At 41.7% G+C, this 22,561-nt stretch carries 26 protein-coding genes and 1 pseudogene; 14 read left to right on the plus strand and 13 right to left on the minus strand.

Annotation, left to right across the window (positions count from 1 at the left end):
* Positions 1-235: 235 nt before the first annotated feature.
* Together UYC_RS0105480 and UYC_RS0105485 are read right to left on the minus strand one after the other, a co-directional pair.
* Positions 236-1,840 carry a bifunctional pantoate--beta-alanine ligase/(d)CMP kinase gene (locus tag UYC_RS0105480; RefSeq protein WP_016873644.1) on the minus strand — a complete coding sequence of 535 codons (1,605 nt, stop codon included), beginning with the start codon at positions 1,838-1,840 and terminating at the stop codon, positions 236-238.
* An 82-nt stretch (positions 1,841-1,922) separates the two neighbouring features.
* Positions 1,923-3,071 (minus strand): septal ring lytic transglycosylase RlpA family protein, encoded by a 1,149-nt coding sequence (locus tag UYC_RS0105485; RefSeq protein ID WP_016873645.1) that lies wholly within the window; start codon positions 3,069-3,071, stop codon positions 1,923-1,925.
* Positions 3,072-3,887: 816 nt separating this feature from the next.
* On the opposite strand from UYC_RS0105485, the gene glsA reads away from it, so the two are divergent.
* The gene (glsA, locus tag UYC_RS0105490; RefSeq protein ID WP_200862356.1) at positions 3,888-4,865 is read left to right on the plus strand and encodes a glutaminase A; all 978 of its coding nucleotides are present in this window, start codon (positions 3,888-3,890) and stop codon (positions 4,863-4,865) included.
* A 7-nt stretch (positions 4,866-4,872) separates the two neighbouring features.
* On the opposite strand, the gene UYC_RS0105495 is transcribed toward glsA, so the two are convergent.
* Complete coding sequence (locus UYC_RS0105495; protein ID WP_016873647.1) at positions 4,873-5,226, minus strand: phenylpyruvate tautomerase MIF-related protein; 354 nt, start codon at positions 5,224-5,226, stop codon at positions 4,873-4,875.
* A 297-nt stretch (positions 5,227-5,523) separates the two neighbouring features.
* Here UYC_RS0105495 and UYC_RS0105500 point away from each other — a divergent pair, with 297 nt between their 5' ends.
* The gene (locus tag UYC_RS0105500) at positions 5,524-6,438 is read left to right on the plus strand and encodes a DMT family transporter (protein ID WP_235082887.1); all 915 of its coding nucleotides are present in this window, start codon (positions 5,524-5,526) and stop codon (positions 6,436-6,438) included.
* Between the two features lie 36 nt (positions 6,439-6,474).
* Positions 6,475-7,578: a bifunctional DNA-binding transcriptional regulator/O6-methylguanine-DNA methyltransferase Ada gene (gene ada / locus UYC_RS0105505; protein ID WP_016873649.1), complete on the plus strand. Its 1,104-nt coding sequence runs from the start codon at positions 6,475-6,477 to the stop codon at positions 7,576-7,578.
* A 39-nt stretch (positions 7,579-7,617) separates the two neighbouring features.
* Here the strand turns inward: ada and UYC_RS0105510 are convergent, their stop codons facing one another.
* From UYC_RS0105510 to lgt, 3 genes are all read right to left on the minus strand, one after another.
* The gene (locus UYC_RS0105510) at positions 7,618-8,097 is read right to left on the minus strand and encodes a flavin reductase family protein (RefSeq protein ID WP_016873650.1); all 480 of its coding nucleotides are present in this window, start codon (positions 8,095-8,097) and stop codon (positions 7,618-7,620) included.
* A 70-nt stretch (positions 8,098-8,167) separates the two neighbouring features.
* On the minus strand, positions 8,168-8,998 hold the full coding sequence (cobM, locus tag UYC_RS0105515) for a precorrin-4 C(11)-methyltransferase (protein WP_016873651.1): 831 nt from the start codon (positions 8,996-8,998) through the stop codon (positions 8,168-8,170).
* Positions 8,999-9,308: 310 nt separating this feature from the next.
* Positions 9,309-10,184, minus strand: a complete 876-nt coding sequence (lgt, locus tag UYC_RS0105520) for a prolipoprotein diacylglyceryl transferase (protein ID WP_016873652.1) — start codon at positions 10,182-10,184, stop codon at positions 9,309-9,311.
* A 182-nt stretch (positions 10,185-10,366) separates the two neighbouring features.
* On the opposite strand from lgt, the gene coaD reads away from it, so the two are divergent.
* Both coaD and UYC_RS0105530 read left to right on the plus strand, forming a co-directional pair.
* Positions 10,367-10,939: a pantetheine-phosphate adenylyltransferase gene (gene coaD, locus UYC_RS0105525; protein WP_016873653.1), complete on the plus strand. Its 573-nt coding sequence runs from the start codon at positions 10,367-10,369 to the stop codon at positions 10,937-10,939.
* On the plus strand, positions 10,828-11,499 hold the full coding sequence (locus UYC_RS0105530; RefSeq protein ID WP_235082888.1) for a DivIVA domain-containing protein: 672 nt from the start codon (positions 10,828-10,830) through the stop codon (positions 11,497-11,499). The genes coaD and UYC_RS0105530 overlap by 112 nt, the downstream gene beginning before the upstream one ends.
* Positions 11,500-11,562: 63 nt before the next feature.
* On the opposite strand, the gene UYC_RS0105535 is transcribed toward UYC_RS0105530, so the two are convergent.
* Positions 11,563-12,297, minus strand: coding sequence for a class I SAM-dependent methyltransferase (locus tag UYC_RS0105535; RefSeq protein ID WP_016873655.1), 735 nt, complete (start codon positions 12,295-12,297; stop codon positions 11,563-11,565).
* Between the two features lie 153 nt (positions 12,298-12,450).
* Here UYC_RS0105535 and UYC_RS0105540 point away from each other — a divergent pair, with 153 nt between their 5' ends.
* The 7 genes from UYC_RS0105540 to UYC_RS0105570 all read left to right on the plus strand — a co-directional run bounded on the left by UYC_RS0105540 (position 12,451) and on the right by UYC_RS0105570 (position 18,455).
* The gene (locus tag UYC_RS0105540; protein WP_016873656.1) at positions 12,451-12,891 is read left to right on the plus strand and encodes a SufE family protein; all 441 of its coding nucleotides are present in this window, start codon (positions 12,451-12,453) and stop codon (positions 12,889-12,891) included.
* Between the two features lie 227 nt (positions 12,892-13,118).
* Positions 13,119-14,027 carry an alpha/beta fold hydrolase gene (locus UYC_RS0105545; protein WP_016873657.1) on the plus strand — a complete coding sequence of 303 codons (909 nt, stop codon included), beginning with the start codon at positions 13,119-13,121 and terminating at the stop codon, positions 14,025-14,027.
* A 384-nt stretch (positions 14,028-14,411) separates the two neighbouring features.
* A complete protein-coding gene (locus UYC_RS0105550) occupies positions 14,412-15,383 on the plus strand; it encodes a CobW family GTP-binding protein (protein ID WP_016873658.1) in 972 nt (323 codons plus the stop codon).
* Between the two features lie 78 nt (positions 15,384-15,461).
* Positions 15,462-16,523 (plus strand): WD40 repeat domain-containing protein, encoded by a 1,062-nt coding sequence (locus UYC_RS0105555; protein WP_016873659.1) that lies wholly within the window; start codon positions 15,462-15,464, stop codon positions 16,521-16,523.
* Positions 16,524-16,724: 201 nt separating this feature from the next.
* A complete protein-coding gene (locus UYC_RS0105560) occupies positions 16,725-17,000 on the plus strand; it encodes a hypothetical protein (RefSeq protein WP_016873660.1) in 276 nt (91 codons plus the stop codon).
* 146 nt (positions 17,001-17,146) lie between these two features.
* Positions 17,147-18,178 carry a metal ABC transporter solute-binding protein, Zn/Mn family gene (locus UYC_RS0105565; RefSeq protein WP_026087379.1) on the plus strand — a complete coding sequence of 344 codons (1,032 nt, stop codon included), beginning with the start codon at positions 17,147-17,149 and terminating at the stop codon, positions 18,176-18,178.
* A 7-nt stretch (positions 18,179-18,185) separates the two neighbouring features.
* Positions 18,186-18,455 carry an HNH endonuclease gene (locus UYC_RS0105570; protein WP_016873662.1) on the plus strand — a complete coding sequence of 90 codons (270 nt, stop codon included), beginning with the start codon at positions 18,186-18,188 and terminating at the stop codon, positions 18,453-18,455.
* Positions 18,456-18,681: 226 nt separating this feature from the next.
* Here the strand turns inward: UYC_RS0105570 and UYC_RS0105575 are convergent, their stop codons facing one another.
* Positions 18,682-18,882, minus strand: coding sequence for a hypothetical protein (locus tag UYC_RS0105575; RefSeq protein ID WP_026087380.1), 201 nt, complete (start codon positions 18,880-18,882; stop codon positions 18,682-18,684).
* Positions 18,883-20,023: 1,141 nt separating this feature from the next.
* Between UYC_RS0105575 and UYC_RS0105585 the strand changes: the two genes are divergently transcribed.
* Together UYC_RS0105585 and UYC_RS37540 are read left to right on the plus strand one after the other, a co-directional pair.
* Complete coding sequence (locus UYC_RS0105585) at positions 20,024-20,353, plus strand: DUF433 domain-containing protein (protein ID WP_016873665.1); 330 nt, start codon at positions 20,024-20,026, stop codon at positions 20,351-20,353.
* Between the two features lie 111 nt (positions 20,354-20,464).
* Positions 20,465-20,605, plus strand: coding sequence for a hypothetical protein (locus tag UYC_RS37540; RefSeq protein WP_157171214.1), 141 nt, complete (start codon positions 20,465-20,467; stop codon positions 20,603-20,605).
* Here UYC_RS37540 and UYC_RS0105590 read toward each other — a convergent pair.
* From UYC_RS0105590 to UYC_RS0105610, 5 genes and pseudogenes are all read right to left on the minus strand, one after another.
* On the minus strand, positions 20,571-20,939 hold the full coding sequence (locus UYC_RS0105590) for a hypothetical protein (protein WP_016873666.1): 369 nt from the start codon (positions 20,937-20,939) through the stop codon (positions 20,571-20,573). The genes UYC_RS37540 and UYC_RS0105590 overlap by 35 nt on opposite strands.
* Before the next feature lie 209 nt (positions 20,940-21,148).
* A pseudogene (locus tag UYC_RS37545) lies at positions 21,149-21,302 on the minus strand (LLM class flavin-dependent oxidoreductase); the annotation flags it as partial.
* Between the two features lie 16 nt (positions 21,303-21,318).
* Positions 21,319-21,654: a hypothetical protein gene (locus tag UYC_RS0105600; protein WP_016873667.1), complete on the minus strand. Its 336-nt coding sequence runs from the start codon at positions 21,652-21,654 to the stop codon at positions 21,319-21,321.
* Between the two features lie 304 nt (positions 21,655-21,958).
* Positions 21,959-22,270 (minus strand): hypothetical protein, encoded by a 312-nt coding sequence (locus UYC_RS0105605; protein ID WP_016873668.1) that lies wholly within the window; start codon positions 22,268-22,270, stop codon positions 21,959-21,961.
* A 15-nt stretch (positions 22,271-22,285) separates the two neighbouring features.
* Positions 22,286-22,543, minus strand: coding sequence for a hypothetical protein (locus UYC_RS0105610; RefSeq protein ID WP_016873669.1), 258 nt, complete (start codon positions 22,541-22,543; stop codon positions 22,286-22,288).
* Between the last annotated feature and the right edge of the window lie 18 nt (positions 22,544-22,561).

Raw genomic sequence — 22,561 nt, forward strand, 5'->3', positions numbered from 1 at the left:
GAATAGGGATTGGTTAGTGGTTAGGAGTTAGTAGGGGAGCCAGTGCGATGGGGAGGCAGCGCGGTGGACGGGTTTCCCGGCATAAAGCGACTGCCGTCGGCTCCGCCGACTTGTAGCACCTGGCGTGCGGGTTTTGCTGATTATCTTTGAGTCAAAACAGATAATTTATCTTCTAAACCCGCCCGTACAGTAGTTAGTAGTTAATAGGTTGCTTGTCTATTCCTCCCCTTATCCCCTAATCCCTAGACAAGCGTTGCTGGTAATAGCCCACTATTTTTTCTGTCACTTCATTCACCGAGAGACCATCAGTGTTAACTTCAATGGCATCGGGTGCTTTCTTTAGAGGAGAAACTTTGCGGGTACTATCTTTGCGATCGCGTTCGGCAATATCTTTTTCTAGTTGCTCTACAGAGACTGTAGATTGACCTTGTTTTTTAAAGTCTTTGAGGCGACGACGTGCCCGTTCTTGTACAGATGCAGTTAAAAATATTTTCACTTCTGCATCAGGGAAAACATGAGTACCAATGTCTCGTCCTTCTGCCACCAAACCGCCTTTTTTACCCCAGTTTTGCTGTTGTTTCACTAATGCTTGCCGTACAGCAGTTTGTGCTGCTACTGTCGAGACTTGAGATGTTACTTCTAGTGAGCGAATTGCTTGAGTAACGTCACGACCGTTAATCGAAACTTGTACTGGAGATTGTAAATCCTGACTGGGAGCTAGTTCAATTACACATCTATTAGCTAATTCAGCGATCGCACACTCATCATCAAGGGCAATTCCCTCCTGCAAAATCAGCCAGGTAATAGCACGGTACATTGCTCCTGTATCTAAATAAACTAGACCCAGTTTTGCCGCTACTTGGCGAGCAACGGTTGATTTTCCAGCTCCAGCAGGCCCGTCAATGGCGATGATTGGTTGGCGATCGCGCAAAATCATGTTATCAATCAAACGTGTAGAACCAAGACGAGCAGCGATCGCGATCATTCCTTCCTCCTCAATAATTCCTAAAGGCATCAACGTAGTCGGTTCAACCAATTCAATATATTCCACAGACAAAGAACTGGCGAGTGCAAGTTCTTGCTGCACTATTGAGATCAGCGCTTTAGTGTGACGTTCTCCGGCATGAAACTTGGTTGCTGCTTTTTGCAAACCTCGATACAACATCGTTGCTTGCTGTTTTTCCGTTGCTGTCAAATATTGGTTGCGAGAACTCAAAGCCAAGCCTGATGCTTCTCGCACCGTTGGACAACCAACAATCTCGATCGCAAAATTCAAATCAGCTACTAGCCGTCTAATAATGGCCAGTTGCTGGCCATCCTTTTGACCAAAATAAGCTCGATCTGGTTGTACCAAGTTAAAAAGCTTAGTCACAATCGTGGCAACACCTTGAAAGTGGCCTAGCCGAGAACGGCCACACAAACCTGAAATCATAGCAGATGGAGGAATGACTTGTGTAACCTTTAATTCTTGTAAATTCTTCAAGTCAACTCCCATTTCCTCCGGAGTTGGCGCAAAAATAGCATCTACTCCAGCTTGTTCGCACAGTTGTCTGTCTTGGTCTAAAGTCCGGGGATAACGTTGATAATCCTCGTTAGGGCCAAATTGCAGAGGATTGACGAAAATACTGACAATTACCACAGCATTTTCTTGACGCGCCCTTTCAATCAAGCTTAAATGACCTTGATGCAAAGCTCCCATCGTGGGAACCAGACCGATCGCTGTCAAGGTTCTATCAGTTATTTCAAATTCCGATTGTTCCTGCCGCTCTAGAAGTAGACTGTCCAAGCGACATTTAACTAAATAGCAGCGCAATGCTGCAACTGTTGTCAACAAGCGCACACAAATACCCCTAGTCGTTGCTCTCCCCAGTTAGTTTATATCTGAAAACGTACCGAAGAGACTAGCAACCAGGGGATTTAATTTACCTACCCAGAACTTCTATTCTGACTGGTGCAAGTCCGCTACCTATCATTCCTAAAACTCGTGCTGCACCCGTGGAAAGGTCAATCACTCGACCGCGAATAAATGGGCCTCTATCATTTATGCGCACAACAACGGAACGACCGTTACGGGTGTTAGTGACACGTACTCGCGTTCCAAAGGGCAGGCTGCGATGGGCAGCTGTCATTCCCTCTGGATTGAACCTCTCACCTGTGGCAGTACGATTGCCAGCGAAATCATAGCCGTAAAACGAGGCTATACCTCTGAAGGTAGCTAACACTTGTCCGGCTACTTTCTGGGGCAACTTTGGTATTGACATAGGTACACGCACAGGTGGTAAGTCGGCAATTCCGTTTAAGGGAGATGCGTTACCTATGAGTCTGCGCAAGCGATTAGTTGCTTGTAGTGCATCTTGCGCCAAATCTTTGGTCGTATCTGCTAACCGCGTATTCTCATTGATTTCTACGAGTTCTTTGCCATTGGCTTTGATCAGAAAACGACCGCTAGGCGTATCTTGAGCTGGTAGGCTTTTGTTTTGGCTTTGAGAGACTGCTGTAGATGCATCTTTTGCTCTCCAACTGACAGTAATCTTGCCAGCGTCTACTTTATCCAAAACTAACTGGTTAACTTTTGCTGCTACTACACTAGCTCTTTGCACTGGGTCGTCTTGAGCAGAGTTGGCTTGATTACCTACAACTGCGCCTGTTCCGCCAGTTGTTGCCACCTTGGTAGCGCTGCTGGTATCAAGAGTTTTGTATACCCCGTTAGTATTAGCAATTTCACCAACTTTTGTTTCTGTGCTGGCTACTGACTTCTGACCTGTAAAGGTGAGAACGGGGATATCGCGGATATAGAGAGTTGCCGCTGGGCGACCTGCCGTTTCATGCGTGTGGATCTTCGCGATCGCAGTCGCATTAGAAACAGGATTCGCTGTCGGGGATTTGTATTCTCCCACTTTTACCACATCACCATAAGGCTGAGTAGGAGAGGCTTGAGCCGTTTTTTGTGTCGTTTCAGAACGTCCAATTAACGGTGTCCCCAAAACGGTGCTAACAACAGCGACAACAGTCCACAAATGTTTTTGATTCATGCGTCCAATATTAAAGCAACTGTAGAACAGAGATTTCATGATTCGTGGGGTTTGTACTACTAAGAGTGACTTTGCCCAACAACCGAACTCGTTCCGCTTTCACTTTTTGCTTTGTAACTGCAACAGACTAACATGAACTTTTGAGCTTGGGGATCAGGGTTTTAGCGTAAGTCTAGGTAAATTTATCAAAATTCAATTTAAATTTTAGGGGCAAAACCTTGCTCAAAAGCGGATTTCGCTTTGGTAACACTTTTTTTGATGGATTAGAAATTTTGTTAGTAAAGCTTAATAAGATTTGGTATTTAAATCAAATACGTGATATATTTACCTTGCCGAAAAAGCCCTTTAATGATAAGAGGTGCTGTTGTTTACTATAATGATAAAATAATTACTTACGTAGAGTAAATATACTTAATCAAAATTTTCGCAAACATAACTTAATATTAAGTAACTTTTATAACTAAAAATTTGAAGCGTCAGCTAATTTTAATTTTTTGAAACAATAGGGGAATTGCTCATCGTAAAACAGATAGATGAAATCGGTATTTTAGCCACACTCAAATAAAGTATCCTTTTATTGGTGTAGGAATTGCAACATTGGAATTAATACACTAACTTTCTCCAGCAACACAATGAGTGCAAGCTCTTTAGTTAAATAAAATACAACACTTCCAGAAAAACTGTTTCAGAGCAGCTTTTGTTCAAGGAAGCTTTTTTTACATTGGTAAATATCATCACTTATTTCAAAAATTACCTAGATTTGCTGGTGTGATTCGATTCTTTTGTCACCACGGTAATTAAACACAACAAGTAGCCTAGTGTAGTAGAGAAGGCGTAATCATTCACACTCAGATTATTAACTTCATGGCTAACCAAAAGTCTTTACAGATAGCCTCATTGCCACTTCAATCTTTTTTAGATGACTTGCATGACAAGTACAAGTTAGAGCAAGAGGGTGCGGTAGCGGATTACATCCCAGAACTAGCAAAGGTAAACCCAGATGCTTTCAGCATCTGCATAGCCACCGTTAATGGTGAAGTTTATAAAGTTGGAGATTATAACCAGCTATTTACGATTCAATCGATATCTAAAGTGTTTGTGTATGGATTAGCACTAGATGATCACGGGCGAGATTATATATTGACTAGAGTTGGTGTAGAACCTACAGGAGATGCATTCAACGCCATTGTATTGGATGAGCAATCAAAGCGACCTTATAACCCAATGGTGAACGCGGGAGCGATCGCTACCACCAGTTTGATCAAGGGGTTTGGTGCTAGTGAACGTCTCAACCGGATGTTAGATATGTTCCGCAGATACATTGGTCATGATGTATTTGTTGATATAGCGGTATTTACATCCGAGCGCACCACCGGACATCGCAACCGAGCAATGGCGCACCTCATGCTCAACTTCGGCATGATTGACGAACCAATAGATGAAGCACTCGACCTTTACTTCCAGCAGTGTGCTGTGATGGTGAATTGTCAAGACTTAGCAGTGATGGCGGCAACCCTAGCCAATAAAGGTGTCAATCCGATTTCAAAAGAACAAGCGGTTGATAGCCGTTATATCAAAGATATTCTCAGCGTCATGTACACGTGCGGGATGTATAACTTTGCAGGCGAATGGGCTTACAAAGTTGGTATTCCTGCTAAAAGTGGCATCTCTGGTGGAATTATCGCTGTAGTTCCGAATCAAATGGGAATAGCAGTGTTTTCGCCCAGACTAGACTCACGTGGTAATAGCGTGCGAGGGGTAAAAGTGTGTGAGGAACTTTCCCAGCATTTTGGTTTGCACTTATTTGAGTGTTCCCATAGCAAATGCAATTAAAACCCTATCAACCAAAGGTTGTGCCATTCCACCCCCACATAAAGCCTTTGGCATCAGCAAACTCAATATAAATTCGATTTTTGGGTACACCCAGCTTTTGATTAACTTCCTGGCAAAAGTCTTGACTCATCGCTTGAGTTTGATCTGGCTTCATTGTGCCAACACTTTTAATTTCTATGTAGCAAACTGGATCTATAGTTCCAGCAAAAGTCATGGGAACCTCACCCTCAAAAGTTGTCATGACATAAGATTCTGGTTTTCCCGTATGTTTAGCTAATTTGGCTGACAAGCCTTTAAGCATTGCTTCAACTTCAGTTTTTTCTGGTGTAGATACAGAAGTTTGAACTTTAATTAACGGCATAATAATTTTTCTGATTCGACACTGTTAAGTTTATCGAACCGTAGAGGCACAGAAGAAGAGGACGCGGGGACAAGGGGACACCCAGAAGGAGTGAGGGTATGAAAGAGGGAAGGTACGAGGGTATTTACTCTTATTCTCTCGCTCCCACGCTCCCTCGCTCCCTCACTCTCCCCCTCCCCTTGTCCTCTTCCTAGTCTCTAGTCCCTAGTCCCTAGTTCGATCGCAAGGATCGGATAGAAGTCAATCTGGAAATACGCCTAATCTAGGGTCACTGAGAAAGTTATTGAGATAATCGATATGCAAAAACTCTCAATGGGCATTTCAGAGTGGCTACTTCTCATCACCCTTTCTGTATTATGGGGTGGCTCATTCTTTTTGATTAAAATTGCTCTTAAAGATTTGCCACCACTTACAGTTGTTTTATACAGGGTTAGTTTAGCTGCGATCGCGCTGACTATCTTTGTCTTTATGAGTAGGAAACGAATGCCTGCTTCTTTGAGCTTGTGGCGTGAATTTTTGGTGATGGGAGCATTGAATAACCTCATCCCATTTAGCCTAATTGTTTGGGGACAAACCCAAATTAACAGTAGCCTCGCTGCGATTCTCAACGCAACAACACCTTTATTCACAATTTTGCTAGCTCACTTTTTTACTAAAGATGAGCGTCTGACACCTAACCGTTTAGTTGGAGTTTTTTTGGGATTATGTGGTGTCATTGTATTGATTGGACTAAATACATTACATGGGCTGAGTCTAAATAGTCTTGGACAATTAGCTATTTTAGGTGCTGCTTGCTCCTACGGTTGTGCGGGAATCTACGGTCGTCGTTTCAAAACTTTGCCTGCTACTGTCACCGCGGTAGGAATGCTACTAAGTACAACAATTCTGCTCTTGCCGCTAGTATTGCTGGTAGATCGCCCTTGGACTTTACATTTGAGTACTGTTACTAAATTAGCTGTGCTGGGATTGTCTTTATTCAGTACGGCAATTGCTTACTTGATATATTTTCGTATCTTAGCTGTAGCAGGTGCAACTAACCTATTATTAGTAACATTTTTAATACCAATTAGCGCTTTGGTTTTAGGCATATTTGTTTTGGGCGAGCAACTGCAATGGACTGAATTTGGAGGCATGGTGTTAATTTTTGCTAGCCTTGCCGTAATTGATGGAAGGTTGATTTCTCGTCTATGGCATCCGACTTCAGAAATTTGAACCAAGACGACAAATAGCGGAAGGATAGAGTATAAAATGCAGCAAGTTTCATTATCTGAAGAAATTTTTTGGCAGGCTATCAATAGTCGAGACACAAGTTTTGATGGAGTGTTTTTCTATGGTGTACGCTCCACTTGCATCTACTGCCGCCCAAGTTGCCCTAGTCGCAAACCTAAGCGCAATCAGGTTACCTTCTTTAGAGAGTTTCAAGAAGCTGAAGCAGTAGGTTATCGACCGTGCAAGCGTTGTCAACCACAATATTCAATAGCACCAAATTCTGCCTATGCTAAAGTGTTGGCAACTTGTCGTTACATTGAAGCGCAAACAGAGCATATCCCTACACTTGCTGAATTAGGCGCTCATGTGTCCACAAGTCCCACGCATTTGCAAAGAATATTCAAGCGGATGACTGGTGTAACGCCATTTCAATATGCAGATGTTTGCCGAATGGAAAGATTTAAAAAACGCTTGAAACAAGGGGATATGATCGCTAATGCACTTTATGAAACTGGGTATGGAGCAAGTAGCCGTCTTTACGAAAAAGCACCGCAACAGTTAGGTATGACACCAGCTTCCTATCAAAAACATGGCCAGGGCGAGACTATTCGTTATGCGATCGCCTCTTCGCCTCTTGGAGAAATATTAGTGGCAGCCACTACAAGGGGTTTGTGCTGTGTACGGCTGGGAGAAACAGCAACAGCACTACTAGAGGAGTTAAAACAAGAGTTTGCAGGTGCATCACTCCAGTCTGGTGACGATGAGCTTTATGCTTGGACTCAGGCTTTAGTGGACTACCTCAGTGGAAGAAGCATTTGTCCCAGCCTACCCCTAGACGTGCAAGCTACTGCATTTCAACTTCTAGTTTGGGAGGCTTTACGAAAAATACCAATCGGAACCACAGCTAGCTATAGTGACATTGCCCATGCGATCGCGCAACCAAAATCTGTACGGGCTGTAGCAAGAGCTTGTGCTACTAACCCAGTTGCACTAGTTATTCCTTGCCATCGCGTAGTTCAAAAAGATGGTGGTTTAGGAGGTTACCGCTGGGGAGTTAGTCGTAAAGAAGCGCTGCTCAATCTTGAACAGGGGCTAGAAAAGAAGCAGGGGAGCAGGGGAGCAGGGGAGATGGGAAAAGACTAATGACTATTGACTAATGACTAACCACTAACTCCTAACTATTTAGCCACCATACTGCCAGCCTGTAGTTTCCAGTAGCATCTGTTTACCTTCACGGTGAACGCCAGCAGCTATGACTTCACCAACAAAGACAGTGTGATCGCCACGAGCCACTACATCGACAACCTGACACTCAATGTATCCCAAGGAGTCCGAAATAATTGGACAGCCAGTTTTGCCCAGATAAAATTCTACATCCTCAAATTTATTACCAACCCGGCGCATCTGCTTGAAGAACTTTTGCGCTAAGTCTTTTTGTCCTTCTTCCAAAAAGCTGACAGCAAAGAAGCCGCTATTTTTAATCATTTGATGGGATATGGAATTTTGATTGACACAAATTACGACTAAGGGAGGCTTAAATGAAGCTTGCATTAACCAGCTAAGAGTGAAACCGTTGACTTCTTCCCCATCTTTGACACCACATATATACAATCCGTGGGGAATTTTCTGTAGCATTGTTTTTTTAGCCTGTTCGTCGAGCATAATTTAATCTACTTAAGTGTTCCATTGCTAAGTGTATCGAACAGCGGGAACTGAAAAGCAGGCGTCTAATTTATCCTTTAGGACGAAATATATGGCTGTGTTCGGGATGATATAAACGCGATCGCGCTACGCCCATACTTGGTAAATGCGCTGTTGCTTCTGTTAATGCAGGACTAATTACATAAAGCGTGGTGCGAATTAACTTTTCTTTTTGAGTACAATCTGCCATTTGATTGAGAGGGACGATCCATATTTTTTCATCAGGCCAGCCCAGACGGAAGCAAATTGCTACGGGAGTATCGACTGGATAATGTTCCAGTAATTTGGCTTGGGTTGTTTCAATGTGGCGAGCGCTCAGGTATAGACACAGGCTTGCCTGATGGGCAGCGAGGGAAGCTAATTCCTCTTTGGGAGGGACTTCTGTACGTCCACTGATGCGGCTGAGAATAATAGTTTGAACTAAACCGGGAACAGTCAGTTCTACTTTCAGTTTGGCGGCAGCAGCTTGAAAGGCGCTAATACCGGGAACAACTTCAAAGGGGATTTCTGCTTCAGCTAGCAGTTGCATTTGCTCGTGGATAGCGCTATAAAGACTGGGATCACCAGAGTGAAGACGGACGACAGACTTTTGCGATCGCACCCGTTCTATCATCATCGGCAATATTTCTTCTAAAGTCTTGTTTGCTGTCCGAATGATTTCCGCGTCTTCCCGACAAAATTCTATAATCTGTTGTGGCACTAGAGAATCAGCAAATAAAACTACATCCGCAGCCATTAGCAGTTTCTGTGCCTTAATTGTTAATAAATCTGGATCGCCCGGCCCTGCTCCCACAATATACACAGATGGTTTTAGGCAATCAAGATAATTATCATTACTTAAATTTTTAGTATATTTACGCATATTACCAGCAGAAATTAATCTTTTCAAAAAATTTTTCTGAGTTTTTCTCAGTATCTTTCCGGATAAACCCTCTATATCTAGTAGAGGTGATTGGTAGATGCACCCTGGTTAAGCCCTGGAGAACACTCTGGGGCATTTTTTATTGGGTTAGTTATTAGTTCATTTGTCATTAGACATTGGTTTGTAGAAACGCGATAAATCGCGTCTCTACATTAGTGGTTAGTCATTTGTCATTAGTCAATAGTCATTAGTCTTTTCCTTTCTGCTCTGCTCCCCTGCTCCTTGTCCCCGTGTCCCCTTGTCCCTCTTCCTATCTCCCTTTCTCTCCTTCCTTTTGAGGGGTAGAAACCACATCAGGCAAAGGACGGTTAGCAATATAAAGCCAGGCTAATCCAGCTAATCCTAAGAAGATTCCGATTAAACTCACCACTTGTGCAATTCTGAGTGGCCCAAGCATTAAGCTATCAGTCCGAAGACCTTCAATCCACAGGCGTCCTAAACTGTAGGCTGCTAAGTACAACGTAAACAAAGTACCTGTTTTTAATGGTGGCTTGCCCCGCAAACCGCGAAAAAACAATGTCATGAGCAAAGCAAATACCATTAAATTCCACAGAGATTCATACAGAAAGGTGGGATGAAAATATTCAAAGTTAGCAAGTTCTGGGGGACGGCGCTCTGGGGGAATGTATAGTTTCCAAGGTAAATTGGTGGGATCGCCAAAAGCTTCAGAGTTAAAAAAATTGCCCCAACGTCCGATCGCCTGTCCCAAAATCAATGAAGGAGCCACCAAATCTGCTAGTTGCCAGAAAGAAACTCGCTTCAGTTTGGCAAAAATTATAGATGCTATGAGACCACCGAGAATTGCTCCATGAATAGCAATACCTCCTTGCCAAATGGCTATGATCCGCTCTGGATGCTGGGCATATTCTGACCATTCAAACAAAACATAATACAGCCGCGCTGCTGGAATCGCTCCTATTACCAACCAAATTGACAAATCACCGATCAACTCTGGATTTACATTACGGCGCTTTGCCAGATACTGGGAGAGAGCAACACCAATTAATACTGCTGTCGCAATCAACAAGCCGTACCAGCGGATAGCGATCGGCCCTATTCTCACAAAAATCGGGCCAGGAGATGTAAATTGAAATGCCAAAGGTAAGACGGAAAGATCCAATGCCATGCAGAAGTACCTAACTCAGCACTCATAACTCTAAACTGTCACGCTGCAACTGCAACAGCCACAAAATTGATTGTGACACGCTAAGAACAAACAGGCTGTTGATTGTAAATTAAAAATTGCATCTTGCAATGAATAAACTATGCTTGGATATAATCACGTAAATATCTGTGAGGCAAAAAATTGTGATTGCCATTTATCCAGGTAGCTTTGACCCTATTACTTTGGGACACCTTGATATTATCGAACGCGGCAGTCGGCTATTTGCACAGGTGATTGTTGCCGTACTGCGGAATCCTAACAAAATGCCTCTGTTTACAGTGCAAAAACGCTTAGAACAAATTCGTCAATGTACTAAACATCTACCTAATGTTGAAGTAGACGCCTTTGATGGATTAACTGTTCATTATGCCCAAATGCGGCAAGCTTCTGTCCTGCTAAGGGGGTTGAGGGCAATTTCAGACTTTGAAGTCGAGCTACAAATGGCTCACACAAATAAAACTCTTTCTACCGATATAGAAACTGTTTTTCTAGCAACATCAAACGAGTATAGTTTTTTAAGTAGTAGTGTGATAAAAGAGATCGCAAGGTTTGGTGGTTCTGTCGATCATCTTGTTCCCCCGCACGTCGCCCTGGATATTTACCAATGCTACGCCCAAAACCAGCCCATAGCGAATCAGATCGCAACGGAAGCATTCCCGCCTCGCCAGAGTTCCACGATGGAATCTCTGAAAACTCTACGCGAACGGGAAGCATAGATATTCAACAGGAATTCAATCATCTGGAGGAAATCGTTCTTGCTAGCTTACACATTCCACTAACACAATACACGTTAGTGGATGAGGAAAAATTGCTCGAACAGCTTGATTTTCTCCGGCTGTCACTGCCAACAGCTTTTCAAGAAGCAGCAGAAATTCTTCAACAGAAGGAGGAAATTATCCTACAAGCTGAAGAGTATGGACAGCAGATTGTTGAAGCTGCGCAAGCCAAAAGAGCGCAAATTTTAGATCATAGCGATGTTCTCAAGCAGGCGGAACGAGAAGCCTCCGAACTGCGGCGACAAGTGCAGCAAGAATGCGAAGCGATGATGCAAGAAACTCTTGAAGAAATTGATCGTAAACGTCGCCAATGTCAGCAAGAAATAGAGGAAATGCGAAGAGATGCGATCGCTGAAGCTCAAGCGATCCAAAATGGGGCTGATGAGTATGCTGACAGTGTTTTACAAAATATTGAGGAGCAACTTCACGATATGTTGCGTATTGTCCGCAATGGACGGCATCAATTGCAACAAGATTTGCCAGGGCAACGTAATTCGTAACTTGCGAAAAAGCTGATAATTTCATCTACTTGTGAAAGTGATAAATCTGTTATCTTCGCTACTTCACACTAGTTTCCGTGCAAGGAACGCCGTATGAGCTTTCGGCAGATGGTAGCTTCCATAACTACTCATTTTGCTAACCTGGAAACCTACTCGGCGAAGTTCTTTTGCTATATCTGTAGACTTGTATAATTGCAGACAATGTATTTCGTCAGCCCGTCTATAGTATTCTCCTATTTTCCGAAAGCTGGTAATTCGACGGGTTAATGTCTGAAGATTTGGGTTCTCCTCCTTTTCGACTAGTACCACCCAATCCTCTCCTTGAGAAAACCCTTTAGTTAAGTTTCCTTGTACTACTTGTCCAGGTTCCGCAATATCGAAGACGAAAACACCACCTGGAGTTAAAGCACTGTATACGCGAAGAAACAACTGAACTAGCGTTTGCCAATTATTATCTGGATCAAATAAATAGTTGAGACACTCACCAATCGAAGTAACGGCGTTGCACGGTGGGATATCTGTCTTGAACAGCGATTCGACTCGAAACTCAGCATCTGGGACTCTTGTTCGAGCGATCGCAATGAGCGACTCTGAGATATCAATTCCCAGGACATGATAATCAGCCTTGGAGAGTTCTTGTGCCCACAATCCGCTTCCGCAGCCCAAGTCTACCACCAGACCATTACGTACTTTGTTCTGAGTAAGTATTTCTAAGATCCCAGGGGCGGATTTGAGTGCAAAGTCACTGTGACCGACATCATGAATATAGGCTAAGTCTTCTTTGTACCACTCTTGCATATACCCTGCTGTTAAACGCTTTTATTTAATTGGGTTGAGCTTTCTATTTTGTATTTTTATGGCAAACTATTAGGCTAATAGTCCAATCAAAGCGCAATCAAACCCCAAGATAATCTACACTCAAGGTGGGAGCGTTGATTACCTTGTCGTGTTATGTCCTCTAGCATAGATTCACTACCACCCAATCTCGCCAAAATAGTCCAGCGTTTTAAGCGGGCTACAGATCCAAAGCGACGCTACGAACAATTAATTTGGTACGGTCAGCGGCTAAAGGAATTTCCAGCAGATGATAAACTACCAGAAAACAAAGTTCCTGGCTGCGTTTCCCAAGTTTATGTTATAGCCAACTTGGAAGATGGGAAAGTAGTGTTTCAGGGTGACTCTGATTCTCAATTAACCAAAGGATTAGTCGGTCTGTTGATTGAAGGCTTGAATGGACTCACATCCAATGAAATTGTCCAACTTACTCCAGATTTTATTCAAGAAACTGGTTTAAATGTTAGCCTCACACCTTCCCGCGCTAATGGTTTTTATAATATTTTCAAAACCATGCAAAAAAAAGCTTTGGAATGTCAACCCCCTACAGATGAATGAAAAATTAAGAATTAAAAATTAAAAATTAAAGAATCTAGAATGAATATTTTGAGGAGCTTTACAGCTGTTGTTAACTAGTTAATGGTGAGTAGGGGAGGGTTTTGTTGATTATCTTTGGGTGACAACTATAATTTGTCTTCTAAACCCGCTCGTACAGTAGTTAGTCGTTAAGAGTAAATAACTAATAACCAACAACCAATAACAAAACAACTACAAAATTTTGTCCAATGTCTACCAATTTATTATCAACTCCTACAACTTTCGGTCTAGGTGGGGAAGTAAAAGAATTCTCTTGGAACTGGAAAAACCAGCAATTGCAGGTTGTATATGAAACTCTTGGCAGTGGTTCGCCACTACTGCTGCTGCCAGCTTTTAGCACAGTTTCCACACGAGAGGAAATGAGCGGAATCGCAAAGCTACTAGCTCCCTACTTTCAAGTGGTAGCAGTAGACTGGCCCGGATTTGGCGATTCTTCGCGTTTGCCTGTAAGTTATGACCCTAATTTATATCAGAGTTTTCTCGAAAATTTTGTTACTTCTGTCTTTAATAACCCGATCGCAGTAGTTGCTGCTGGACACAGTGCAGCTTATGTTCTGAAACTAGCAACAGAAAATCCATCTGTAATTTCACGCATAGTTTTAGTAGCACCAACTTGGCGTGGCCCTTTACCGACAATGGGAGCCAATCGACAGGTAGCTGGAATTTTTAGGGAAATAGTGCGATCGCCTATCCTCGGTCAAATACTCTATAAGCTCAACACCGTACCATCTTTTTTAAGTTTTATGTACCGCCGTCACGTTTACGTTGACGCAAACAAGCTTACTCCCAGTTTCATCGAACACAAGTGGCACAATACTCAACAGCCAGGAGGTAGATTTGCCCCCGCTGCCTTCGTCACAGGTTCGCTTGATGCCGTACACAACCAAAGTGATTTTCTGGCACTAGTTCGGGATTTGTCTGTGCCATTGATGGTAGTAATTGGAGAATCTTCTCCGACTAAATCACGTGCTGACATGGATGCTTTAGCAGCTTTAAATGGAGTACGATCAGCAGTTCTTCCTGGTTCCTTAGGAATGCATGAAGAATACCCACAAGCTGTAGCAGAGGCAATATTGCCCTTTTTAGTCAATAGTTAGTGGTTAGTGGATAGTAGGGGCGGGTTTTGCTGATTATCTTTGAGTCAAAACAGATAATTTATCTTCTAAACCCGCCCGTACAGTGGATAGTGGTTAGTGGTTAGTAGGGGAGCCAGTGCGCCCTTGCGGGTTGAGCGCGTTGTAGCAACTGGCGTGCGGGTTTTTTTGATAGAGAATCTTGCCTTTCAAACAGACAATTTATCTTCTAAACCCACCCGTACAGTGGTTAGTAATTCTCTCCCCTGCTCCCTGCCCCTCTGCTTTATTGTCCCCTTTTATCCGTTATATTCGTTAAATCATTTGTTGCCCTGCTTTTCTCTATCTGGGCATCAGTGGTTAAATTGAAATTGATTATCATTTTGAAACGCGAGAGGCATCTGGGATATGGTCAGTGCTGCGACAATAGACGTAGTTCCAGTAACAGTTCTCACCGGCTATCTGGGAGCGGGAAAAACAACTCTGCTCAATCGCATTCTCACCTACGAACACGGTAAGAAAGTTGCGGTGATCGTGAATGAATTTGGGGAAGTAGGTATCGATAATCAATTGGTTATCGATGCGGATGAAGAAATTTTTGAGATGAACAATGGCTGTATTTGCTGTACGGTGCGGGGTGATTTAATCCGCATTATTGGCAATTTGATGAAACGCCGGAATAAATTTGACCATTTAGTAATTGAAACTACCGGACTAGCAGATCCTGCACCTGTGATTCAAACATTCTTTGTTGATGAAGATATGCGGGACAAAATAGAGCTAGATGCAGTAGTTACGGTTGTGGATGCCAAGCATATCTGGGAACATTGGGAAGCGGACGAAGCGCAAGAGCAGATTGCTTTTGCCGATGTGATTCTACTAAATAAAACGGATTTGGTGACACCAGACGTGCTGGATGAGTTAGAAAGGCGGATTCGCTCAATGAATGCGATGGCAAAAATCTATCGTACCCGTGACTCTGAAGTAGAAATGGACGCTCTTTTAGGCGTAAAAGCCTTTGATTTGGATCGTGCTTTGGAAATCGACCCAAATTTCTTAAAAGAAGACGCCCACGAACATGATGAAACCGTGTTTTCTGTGGCTTTAGTAGAAAAAGGGGCACTAGATGGAGAGAAATTAAACAATTGGTTGGGGGAATTGCTGCGAACCCAGGGGCCAGATATTTTCCGTATGAAAGGAATTTTGAATATTGCTGGAGAAGACGATCGCTTTGTCTTCCAAGGAGTGCATATGCTCTTTGAAGGTAAACCCGATCGCCCTTGGAAACCCAACGAAACCCGCAAAAATGAACTGGTGTTCATTGGGCGTAACCTTGATGAAGCCAAACTCAGACAAGATTTTCTCGCCTGTATGGCATAAATGAAGGAAAAAAGTAAAAAGGCTTTAGCCTTTTTACTTTTTTTCTAACAATATTTTAATTTTTAAGTTTTAATTGTTATGAATTTTTCTACTATTGATTCTAAGGAATTTGAACAGTTATTTTCTGCAACACTTTCAGATTACATCACAGCGATCGCTTGGTCACCACAAGGTAAAAGTTTAGCTGTGGCTTCTGCGTTTGGAGAAGTTGCACAATGGGAAAATGAAAAGCTGACTATCCTGCAAGCTGGGAATGATGCATCTTTCAACTGCCTGGCTTTTTCCTATGATGGGCAATTCTTAGCCGTTGGTGGGCAAGATGGACGAGTGAAAATATGGCGAAAAGGTGAATTAATCAGTACTTTGGGAAATAATACTGCTTGGATTGACAAGCTGGCTTGGCATCCCACTAGTAACCAACTAGCTTTTAGTTTGGGGCGCTACGTCCAAGTGTGGGATGCTGATTTTCGTGAGATTGTTGTTACCCTAAATTTTGAGTCATCTTCGGCACTGGGTATTGACTGGTGTAGCGATGGAGAGCACCTTGCTATTTGTGGACATCGGGGGGTAAAGGTATGGAATTGTCAAGATTGGCATCAAGAACCATACATACTAGATATACCTTCTGCTTGTATAAGTATGGCATGGTCGCCGGATGGCAAGTATCTCGCTTCTGCTAATATGGATCGGACGCTGAGTGTTGTTGAAACTCAGCAATTAATCTCTGGTAATGACCCTCAACCCTGGGTGATGCGGGGTTTTCCTGGCAAAATTCGCCAAATCGCATGGTCAAACATTAGTAACCAAAATAGTGCGCCTGTTTTAGCCTGCTGTAGTGTTGATGGTATTATCGTCTGGGAAAAATCGCCAGATGAGTCTTTGGGTTGGGAAGCAACAGTATTAACTAATCATGTAGATGTAATTAATGCGATCGCCTTTGCACCCAACAGCTTGCTACTTGCTTCTGCTGGTGCAGATGGCTGGATTTGTTTATGGCAACAAGCCAAGCAAGTATTGCAAATTCTCACCAGTGCCTCAGAAGGCTTTTCTTGTCTAGCATGGCATCCCCAAGGCAACCAAATTGCCGCAGGTACTGAAAACGGTGAATTAGTTATTTGGTCAAACTCAACCCACAGTTAAATCTTCAGCTATTAAGTAACCCTCATAAACTGCGTACAAGAGGACAAGGAGCAGGAGCGTGAACCACGTCTTTCCCCTTTTCTCCTTGTCCTAATTTCCTTTTGCCTTCTGCCTTTTTCAAGCCAGCAGGAACAATAAACACTCATGACTAATCAGTAATAATTAGCTATGCTGTAGTGCTATGATGTCTTTTTTTCAACTATGAAAATAATCAAACTAATTTTGCTGGCTTTTCCTGTAGTAACTGCTTCGATACTGCTAATCGCCAGTCCAGCGGTTGCATCCAGTATCCAATCTGCACCTGTTACACCCCATTTCACTTTGAGTGCAACACAACCAGCTCACCAATTAATTGCATCAAAGTTTTCTAGTGATTCCAAATCAATCATGGATCAACTTGGTTGTAATTGTGCTACTTGTGTTAAAGCTAAACTCCAAATGGAAGGTAAGCTGACACTTACAAGTTTCTTATATTAACCTCTATCAAGAGTGCTTTAAAATTTGTCTATATGAAGGTGAGGAGTTACTTTTTAGTTCACTCCTCATTTTTCTGTTGACTTCTAGGCGATCGCGCACTGTCTTTTATGCCCCTAACTTCTCATTCAATTGTTAATCGGGGTTTTATGCCAAAAATATTACAGCATAACCAACTTCTACTACGTCTTATCTTCATTACTTTAACCACTGGATTTGTTGGCTGTAGTAATGTCAGTAATTTGCTTAATACCTCTGCTACAACTACTGTTACCTCAGATGAGTTAAGCAGTAACTTACCTAGAGTTATCGCAACCACAAGTGTTCTATGCGATTTAATCAAACAGGTGGCAGAACAGACTGTAGATCTTACCTGCTTAATTCCCCCTGAAGTTAATCCCCACCTTTATCAACCAAAAACAGAAGACCGTCAAGCTATCAATGAAGCAAATATTATTTTTTATAATGGATATAATTTGGAACCAAATTTATTCAAAGTCATAAAGGCAAGTAAAAATGGTGCAGCAAAAATCGCAGTTGCTCAACGTGCTGTTCCCAAACCACTACAATATAAAAAAGATGGAAGAATTGTACCCGATCCTCATGTTTGGCACAATCCTAAAAATGGGATGAGGATGGTAGAGGTAATTAGCTCCAATCTTAGTAAAGTATCTCCTGAAAATGCATCTATCTACAAAAGTAATACTCAAAATATTAAAAAAGAATTAGCAGAAATCGACACCTGGATTAAATCGAGAATAGCTAGTATTCCCCCTAAAAATCGCGAATTAATTACAGTTCATAATACTATGGGTTATTATGCAAGAGCCTATAATATTTCATGGACAAGTGCTTTGCAAGGTTTTAGCAATCAAGAAAAAATTCCAGCTACAAGGGTTAAAACACTAGTTCAAACAATCAAACAAGCAAGAGTTCCACGAATTTTTATAGAGACTACAACTAACCCCAATTTATTGAACACTGTTGCTACACAAGCAAAGATAAAAGTTTCAAAAAGACAATTATTTGCTGATAATTTGGGAGAACCAGGAACTGATGGGGATACCTATCAAAAAATGCTCACTGCTAATACCCGCACAATTGTAGAAGGGCTAGGGGGAACATATCTCATCTTTGAACCACACACAGTGAAAAATTCAAATCAGAAATCTCAAAACTAACAATTATATGGCTTGTGAATTGTGTGAAAGAGAAGTGGAACACTTAACTGTTCACCATCTGATTCCTAAACAAAAAAAAGGTCATCACGGCCCGAAAATTAATATATGTTCTGCTTGCCATCGGCAAATTCACAATTTGTTTGATAATACCCGCCTAGCACAGGAGTTAAATTCAGTAGAGAAACTCAGAAATGAACCACAAATGCAGAAATTTATAACTTGGGTAAGGAAGCAAAATCCTCATAAACGCGTTAAGGTTCATCCTCATAAAGGATAAATATTAAAACTTGGGACTTAACCCTAATTGTGCTACGGCGGTAGTGCAAGATCTAAGTAAGCTAACGCAGATATACATATAAAACTATGGGCGATCGCTGTTGGTATAGATGAGTTTTCAAGACTCAAGCCCACAAAGAGAACTTCTAAGAGCGCACCCCGATTGAGAGCCAGAGGCTCTAGTTCTCGTTACCAGGTTCAACCTGGTAACGAGGATATAACTCTTTCTACCGATCTGCTTGTTTAGCTTCAGTCGGTGGATGTTTTATCTCTCCCTCGCTATAGCCTAATTCATACATACTGGCAGCTTGAGAATCTTGTTCTGGTGGTACTTTAGGTTTGCCTGCCCAGGCATCAGATTTTCCTAAGTTAAACCAATCTTCATCAGTCATCCCAGAGTTGAATGTGTTGTTTGTTGTTTGGTTCATAGTCAGCATCCCTACTTTTGTTAAACGTGTTAGTTTCTTGCACAACTATCGGGAACGATACACAGGCTCTTGGATGTTACTCTATCGCCAGCCGATCGCTTGTTATGAATACAGGTGAGATTGGCTGGGTATTTGGCAGCGTCCATAATTTACGATATTTGCACTACTGTTTAACAAAAGTCGTATACCGTTGGAAAGAATCAGGAAAAATCTTAACGTAATCTACACTTGTAATAAAGTACGGTTAATATTCTTTACCTTAAAAAACTTCCGTATCGATCAGCCTGAAAGTATTTCGGCAAATCTGCAATGGCTTTTGCTACAGTGCGATCGCACCTCATGAGTGCAACAATTACTGATATGAGTTAGCAAATAAGTAAATTAAGAATGTAATTTGCCGTTTGCTTGCGGAAAATACCTTTAGGAGTGCGCGATTTACTGAAATGAGAAAGCGATTAGGCTTTTTGAGTAAGCAATATGCCTTTTTGCTTGCGGAAAACACCTTTAGGAGTGCGCGATTTACTGAAATGAGAAAGCGATTAGGCTTTTTGAGTAAGCAATATGCCTTTTTGCTTGCGGAAAACACCAAAATGAGAAAGCGATCGGGCATTTTGAGAACCCATTTAAGCATTTTGAGTAAGTAATATGCCTTTTTGCTTATTGAAATCGACTAGATCTATTTTCCTGATGTAGTGATTAGTTATGGCGATCGCAAAAATCTAAAAACCAAAGTATAACTGAGAACAGTATTAACTGGTGGATGGGTAAAGTATGCAGACGATTCAAGTGTAAGCAAAGGGAGAAGATCCAACAACAGCCTACAACCCAACTAGACTTGTCCGGAAATTTATAACCCAGTTTAGACAAGGGTTTTAAAGGTTGACTATATGTCTTTACTCAACGTAGTAATAAGGGTTCGGCATTAACGCAAATTTAACTTCCGGATCGGTCTACTAATGGTATGCATTGATTTACGGCGCGATCGCGCTTCCACCAGATATTCTTACAGAAAGCGTCACCAAATTACAGCAACTTTCACTTTGAGGCTAGCGACCGCTTAAACATAACTCACAATCCTCAAGATTGGTTAGGGCTTCACCTTATACTAGAAACAGAAGACTAGACAAATCTTGCTCTCAAAATGCTACTTATCCCAACAGCTGAACCAATTCCGCTTGTTACTGATGCCAATGGCGTTGTCCGCATAAGTAAAAGTCGTGTCACTTTAGATACAGTGGTTACAGCTTTTCTGGAAGGATCTACAGCAGAAGAAATCAAGGAGCAGTACCCATCGCTTCGACTTTCTGATATTTATTCTGTGATTGGCTATTACTTAAGACATCAAGCCGATGTTGATGAATATCTTCTAGAACGTCAGCGCCGAGCTTGCGATGTTCGTCAAGAAGCTGAGAGACGTTTTAACCCTGTTGGGATACGCGATCGCTTATTAGCCAGGTTCCAGTTGGTTTAGCAATCGAGGAAATCCTGTTACTAGATGAGTGCAGCTTGGAAGGGGAATGGGAAGGGCAAGTACGATTCTTGCCGTTGCGCTAGCGATCGCCAAACTAAACTTTATTAGATTATGAAGAAGCGATTGTTGAGTTCCTTTCTTGCCTGCTTAAACAACCTGTGCGATCGCTATCCAGTAGATTTTATTACAGAAAGCGATCGCACTTGGCAGCTAACGTTTAAAGCCAATCTCGATAAGCCGAAATTTCATTGACGCTAATTTCAAATGGCATTCCTTTACCCATTGGCGGATAAACGCGGATTTTTGCTTCACTGCTAAACTGCTCTAGCTTCGTTCCAATCTGGGTAATGTTGTTGACGATATGCCAATAAGTTACTATGTCTGGGCAGTCAATCACTAACTTTAGGTTGCTCGCATCTGCCATCAGATACCACTGACATTGAGACAATAATGCTTGGGTAATGCGATCGCACGCCTGATAAAAGCATGAACCAATAGATTGTTCTAGTTCCAGATGTAGCATTCTATCTTGTTGCGTCACCTCAGTGGGTGGTCTATCATCTGGATGCAAGAAGGGTTTATTCATAAATACTAGCCCTTTCTACAAAATTTGTTAATTGCTAATTGTTAATCGCTAATTGGTAATTGTTTATTGTAATTAGCCATTAGCTATTAGCTGTTAGCTATTAATCATGAAAGATTAACCACTAGCCATTTCACACATAATTCCGTATTTCTTGATTGTAGCGTGTCAAACTTTCCAGGTTTTTTTGCACATTCAAAGATGAGGGTTCTGAGATTGGATTCACTGAAATGTTGTTCCGTCACCCACGCTTCATCAAAACCCAAGCTTTCCAAGTGTTTTACGAGTGCGACTTGTTCTTGATTGGCGCAACGGGCATCTTGGTGATGATTTTCGGGCGTTGCAGAATAGTCCGGATTTCCGCAGCGATCGCCTTGTGTTTTTATGTTGCAACCCAGTGCAAATCTAACCACAAGCGCGGATCTGCCTGCTTAATCTTCGACATTGGATCGCGCAAAAGTCGCGAGGCATTTAGGAAGACTACCTGAACTAGCCCCATATTGTCTGCTAATTCTCGTAGTACTTCTTTGTGAACTTGCACATGAGGCATCATTTCATCAGAACAATAAATGCCTATATATCGCAAGCGTTTAGGCGGGCGTCCCCAATAATTGGTAATGACTTTTACATGACAGCCATCCAAAAGTTCTCCAATTTTTGGGTAGTATTTACTGACTACCCTGACAAATTCTTTTGCCAAGATATCTTCTCTAATCATGACAAAATTTACGTAATGTAGGGTTGATTACATATTTAAATATAGCATAATTTTGTTATGTAAAATTGACTTATTAAGTAAAAAAATCTGTTTTTTATATATTTTAATCTTAGCAAAAAAAGAACAAAAATCATTAAACTATTATTGGATCTACTCTAAATAAATAATTTATATTAATGACTAATTTTATAGATTTTGCAATCATACAGCTTTTTGATTTCTTAAAATAAAATTCACAATTTTAAAGAATGTTTTGGAGAAAACACCAATTGTGAATTTTTAAAGATTAAATTGTAAATTTAACTTATCGAGAATTACGCTCCGATACTAAAACTTCTGCCACCAGATGCGGAATATTTGTGAGGTCTGTATATCCGTCTGATCCAGAAATAGGTGAGATAAATGTATAATTTGGATCGCACTCTCCTGTATCGTAGACTTGGACGTACCATCGATCGGGAAATCCTTCTACAGCCAATTCTACAATGTACCAACTCTGACCAACGAGACGAGAGCTAATAATTACAAACCACTCCCTATCTTCTTCTAAGATATTCCACTCAGCTAAGATAAATTCTAAAGCAATTCGTCCTGCGTCAGTTGCGGTCAGTAGCATTATTACTCCTATTTTTTACTCCTTATTTGGAACTTCAGGATACAAACCCAATTCCTTAGATAATTCACGAGCAATATGAATTAAAAATTTTGCTCCTTCTTCATTACCTTGATGTGCAAATACAGTTGCCACTTGTAGTATTGTTTGTATTAAACCAGCATCAATTAATTCCGGTTGAGCTTCCAAAATTTCTGGTTCTTCCCCATTAGGACATTTTAGTAACTTATCAATCAAGTCAAAATATTGATTTTGGCGTTCTTCTGTTAGTGTCATTTTTTTATTACAAATAAA

Origin of the sequence: Chlorogloeopsis fritschii PCC 6912 (assembly GCF_000317285.1) — a bacterium.
GTDB lineage: Bacteria > Cyanobacteriota > Cyanobacteriia > Cyanobacteriales > Nostocaceae > Chlorogloeopsis > Chlorogloeopsis fritschii.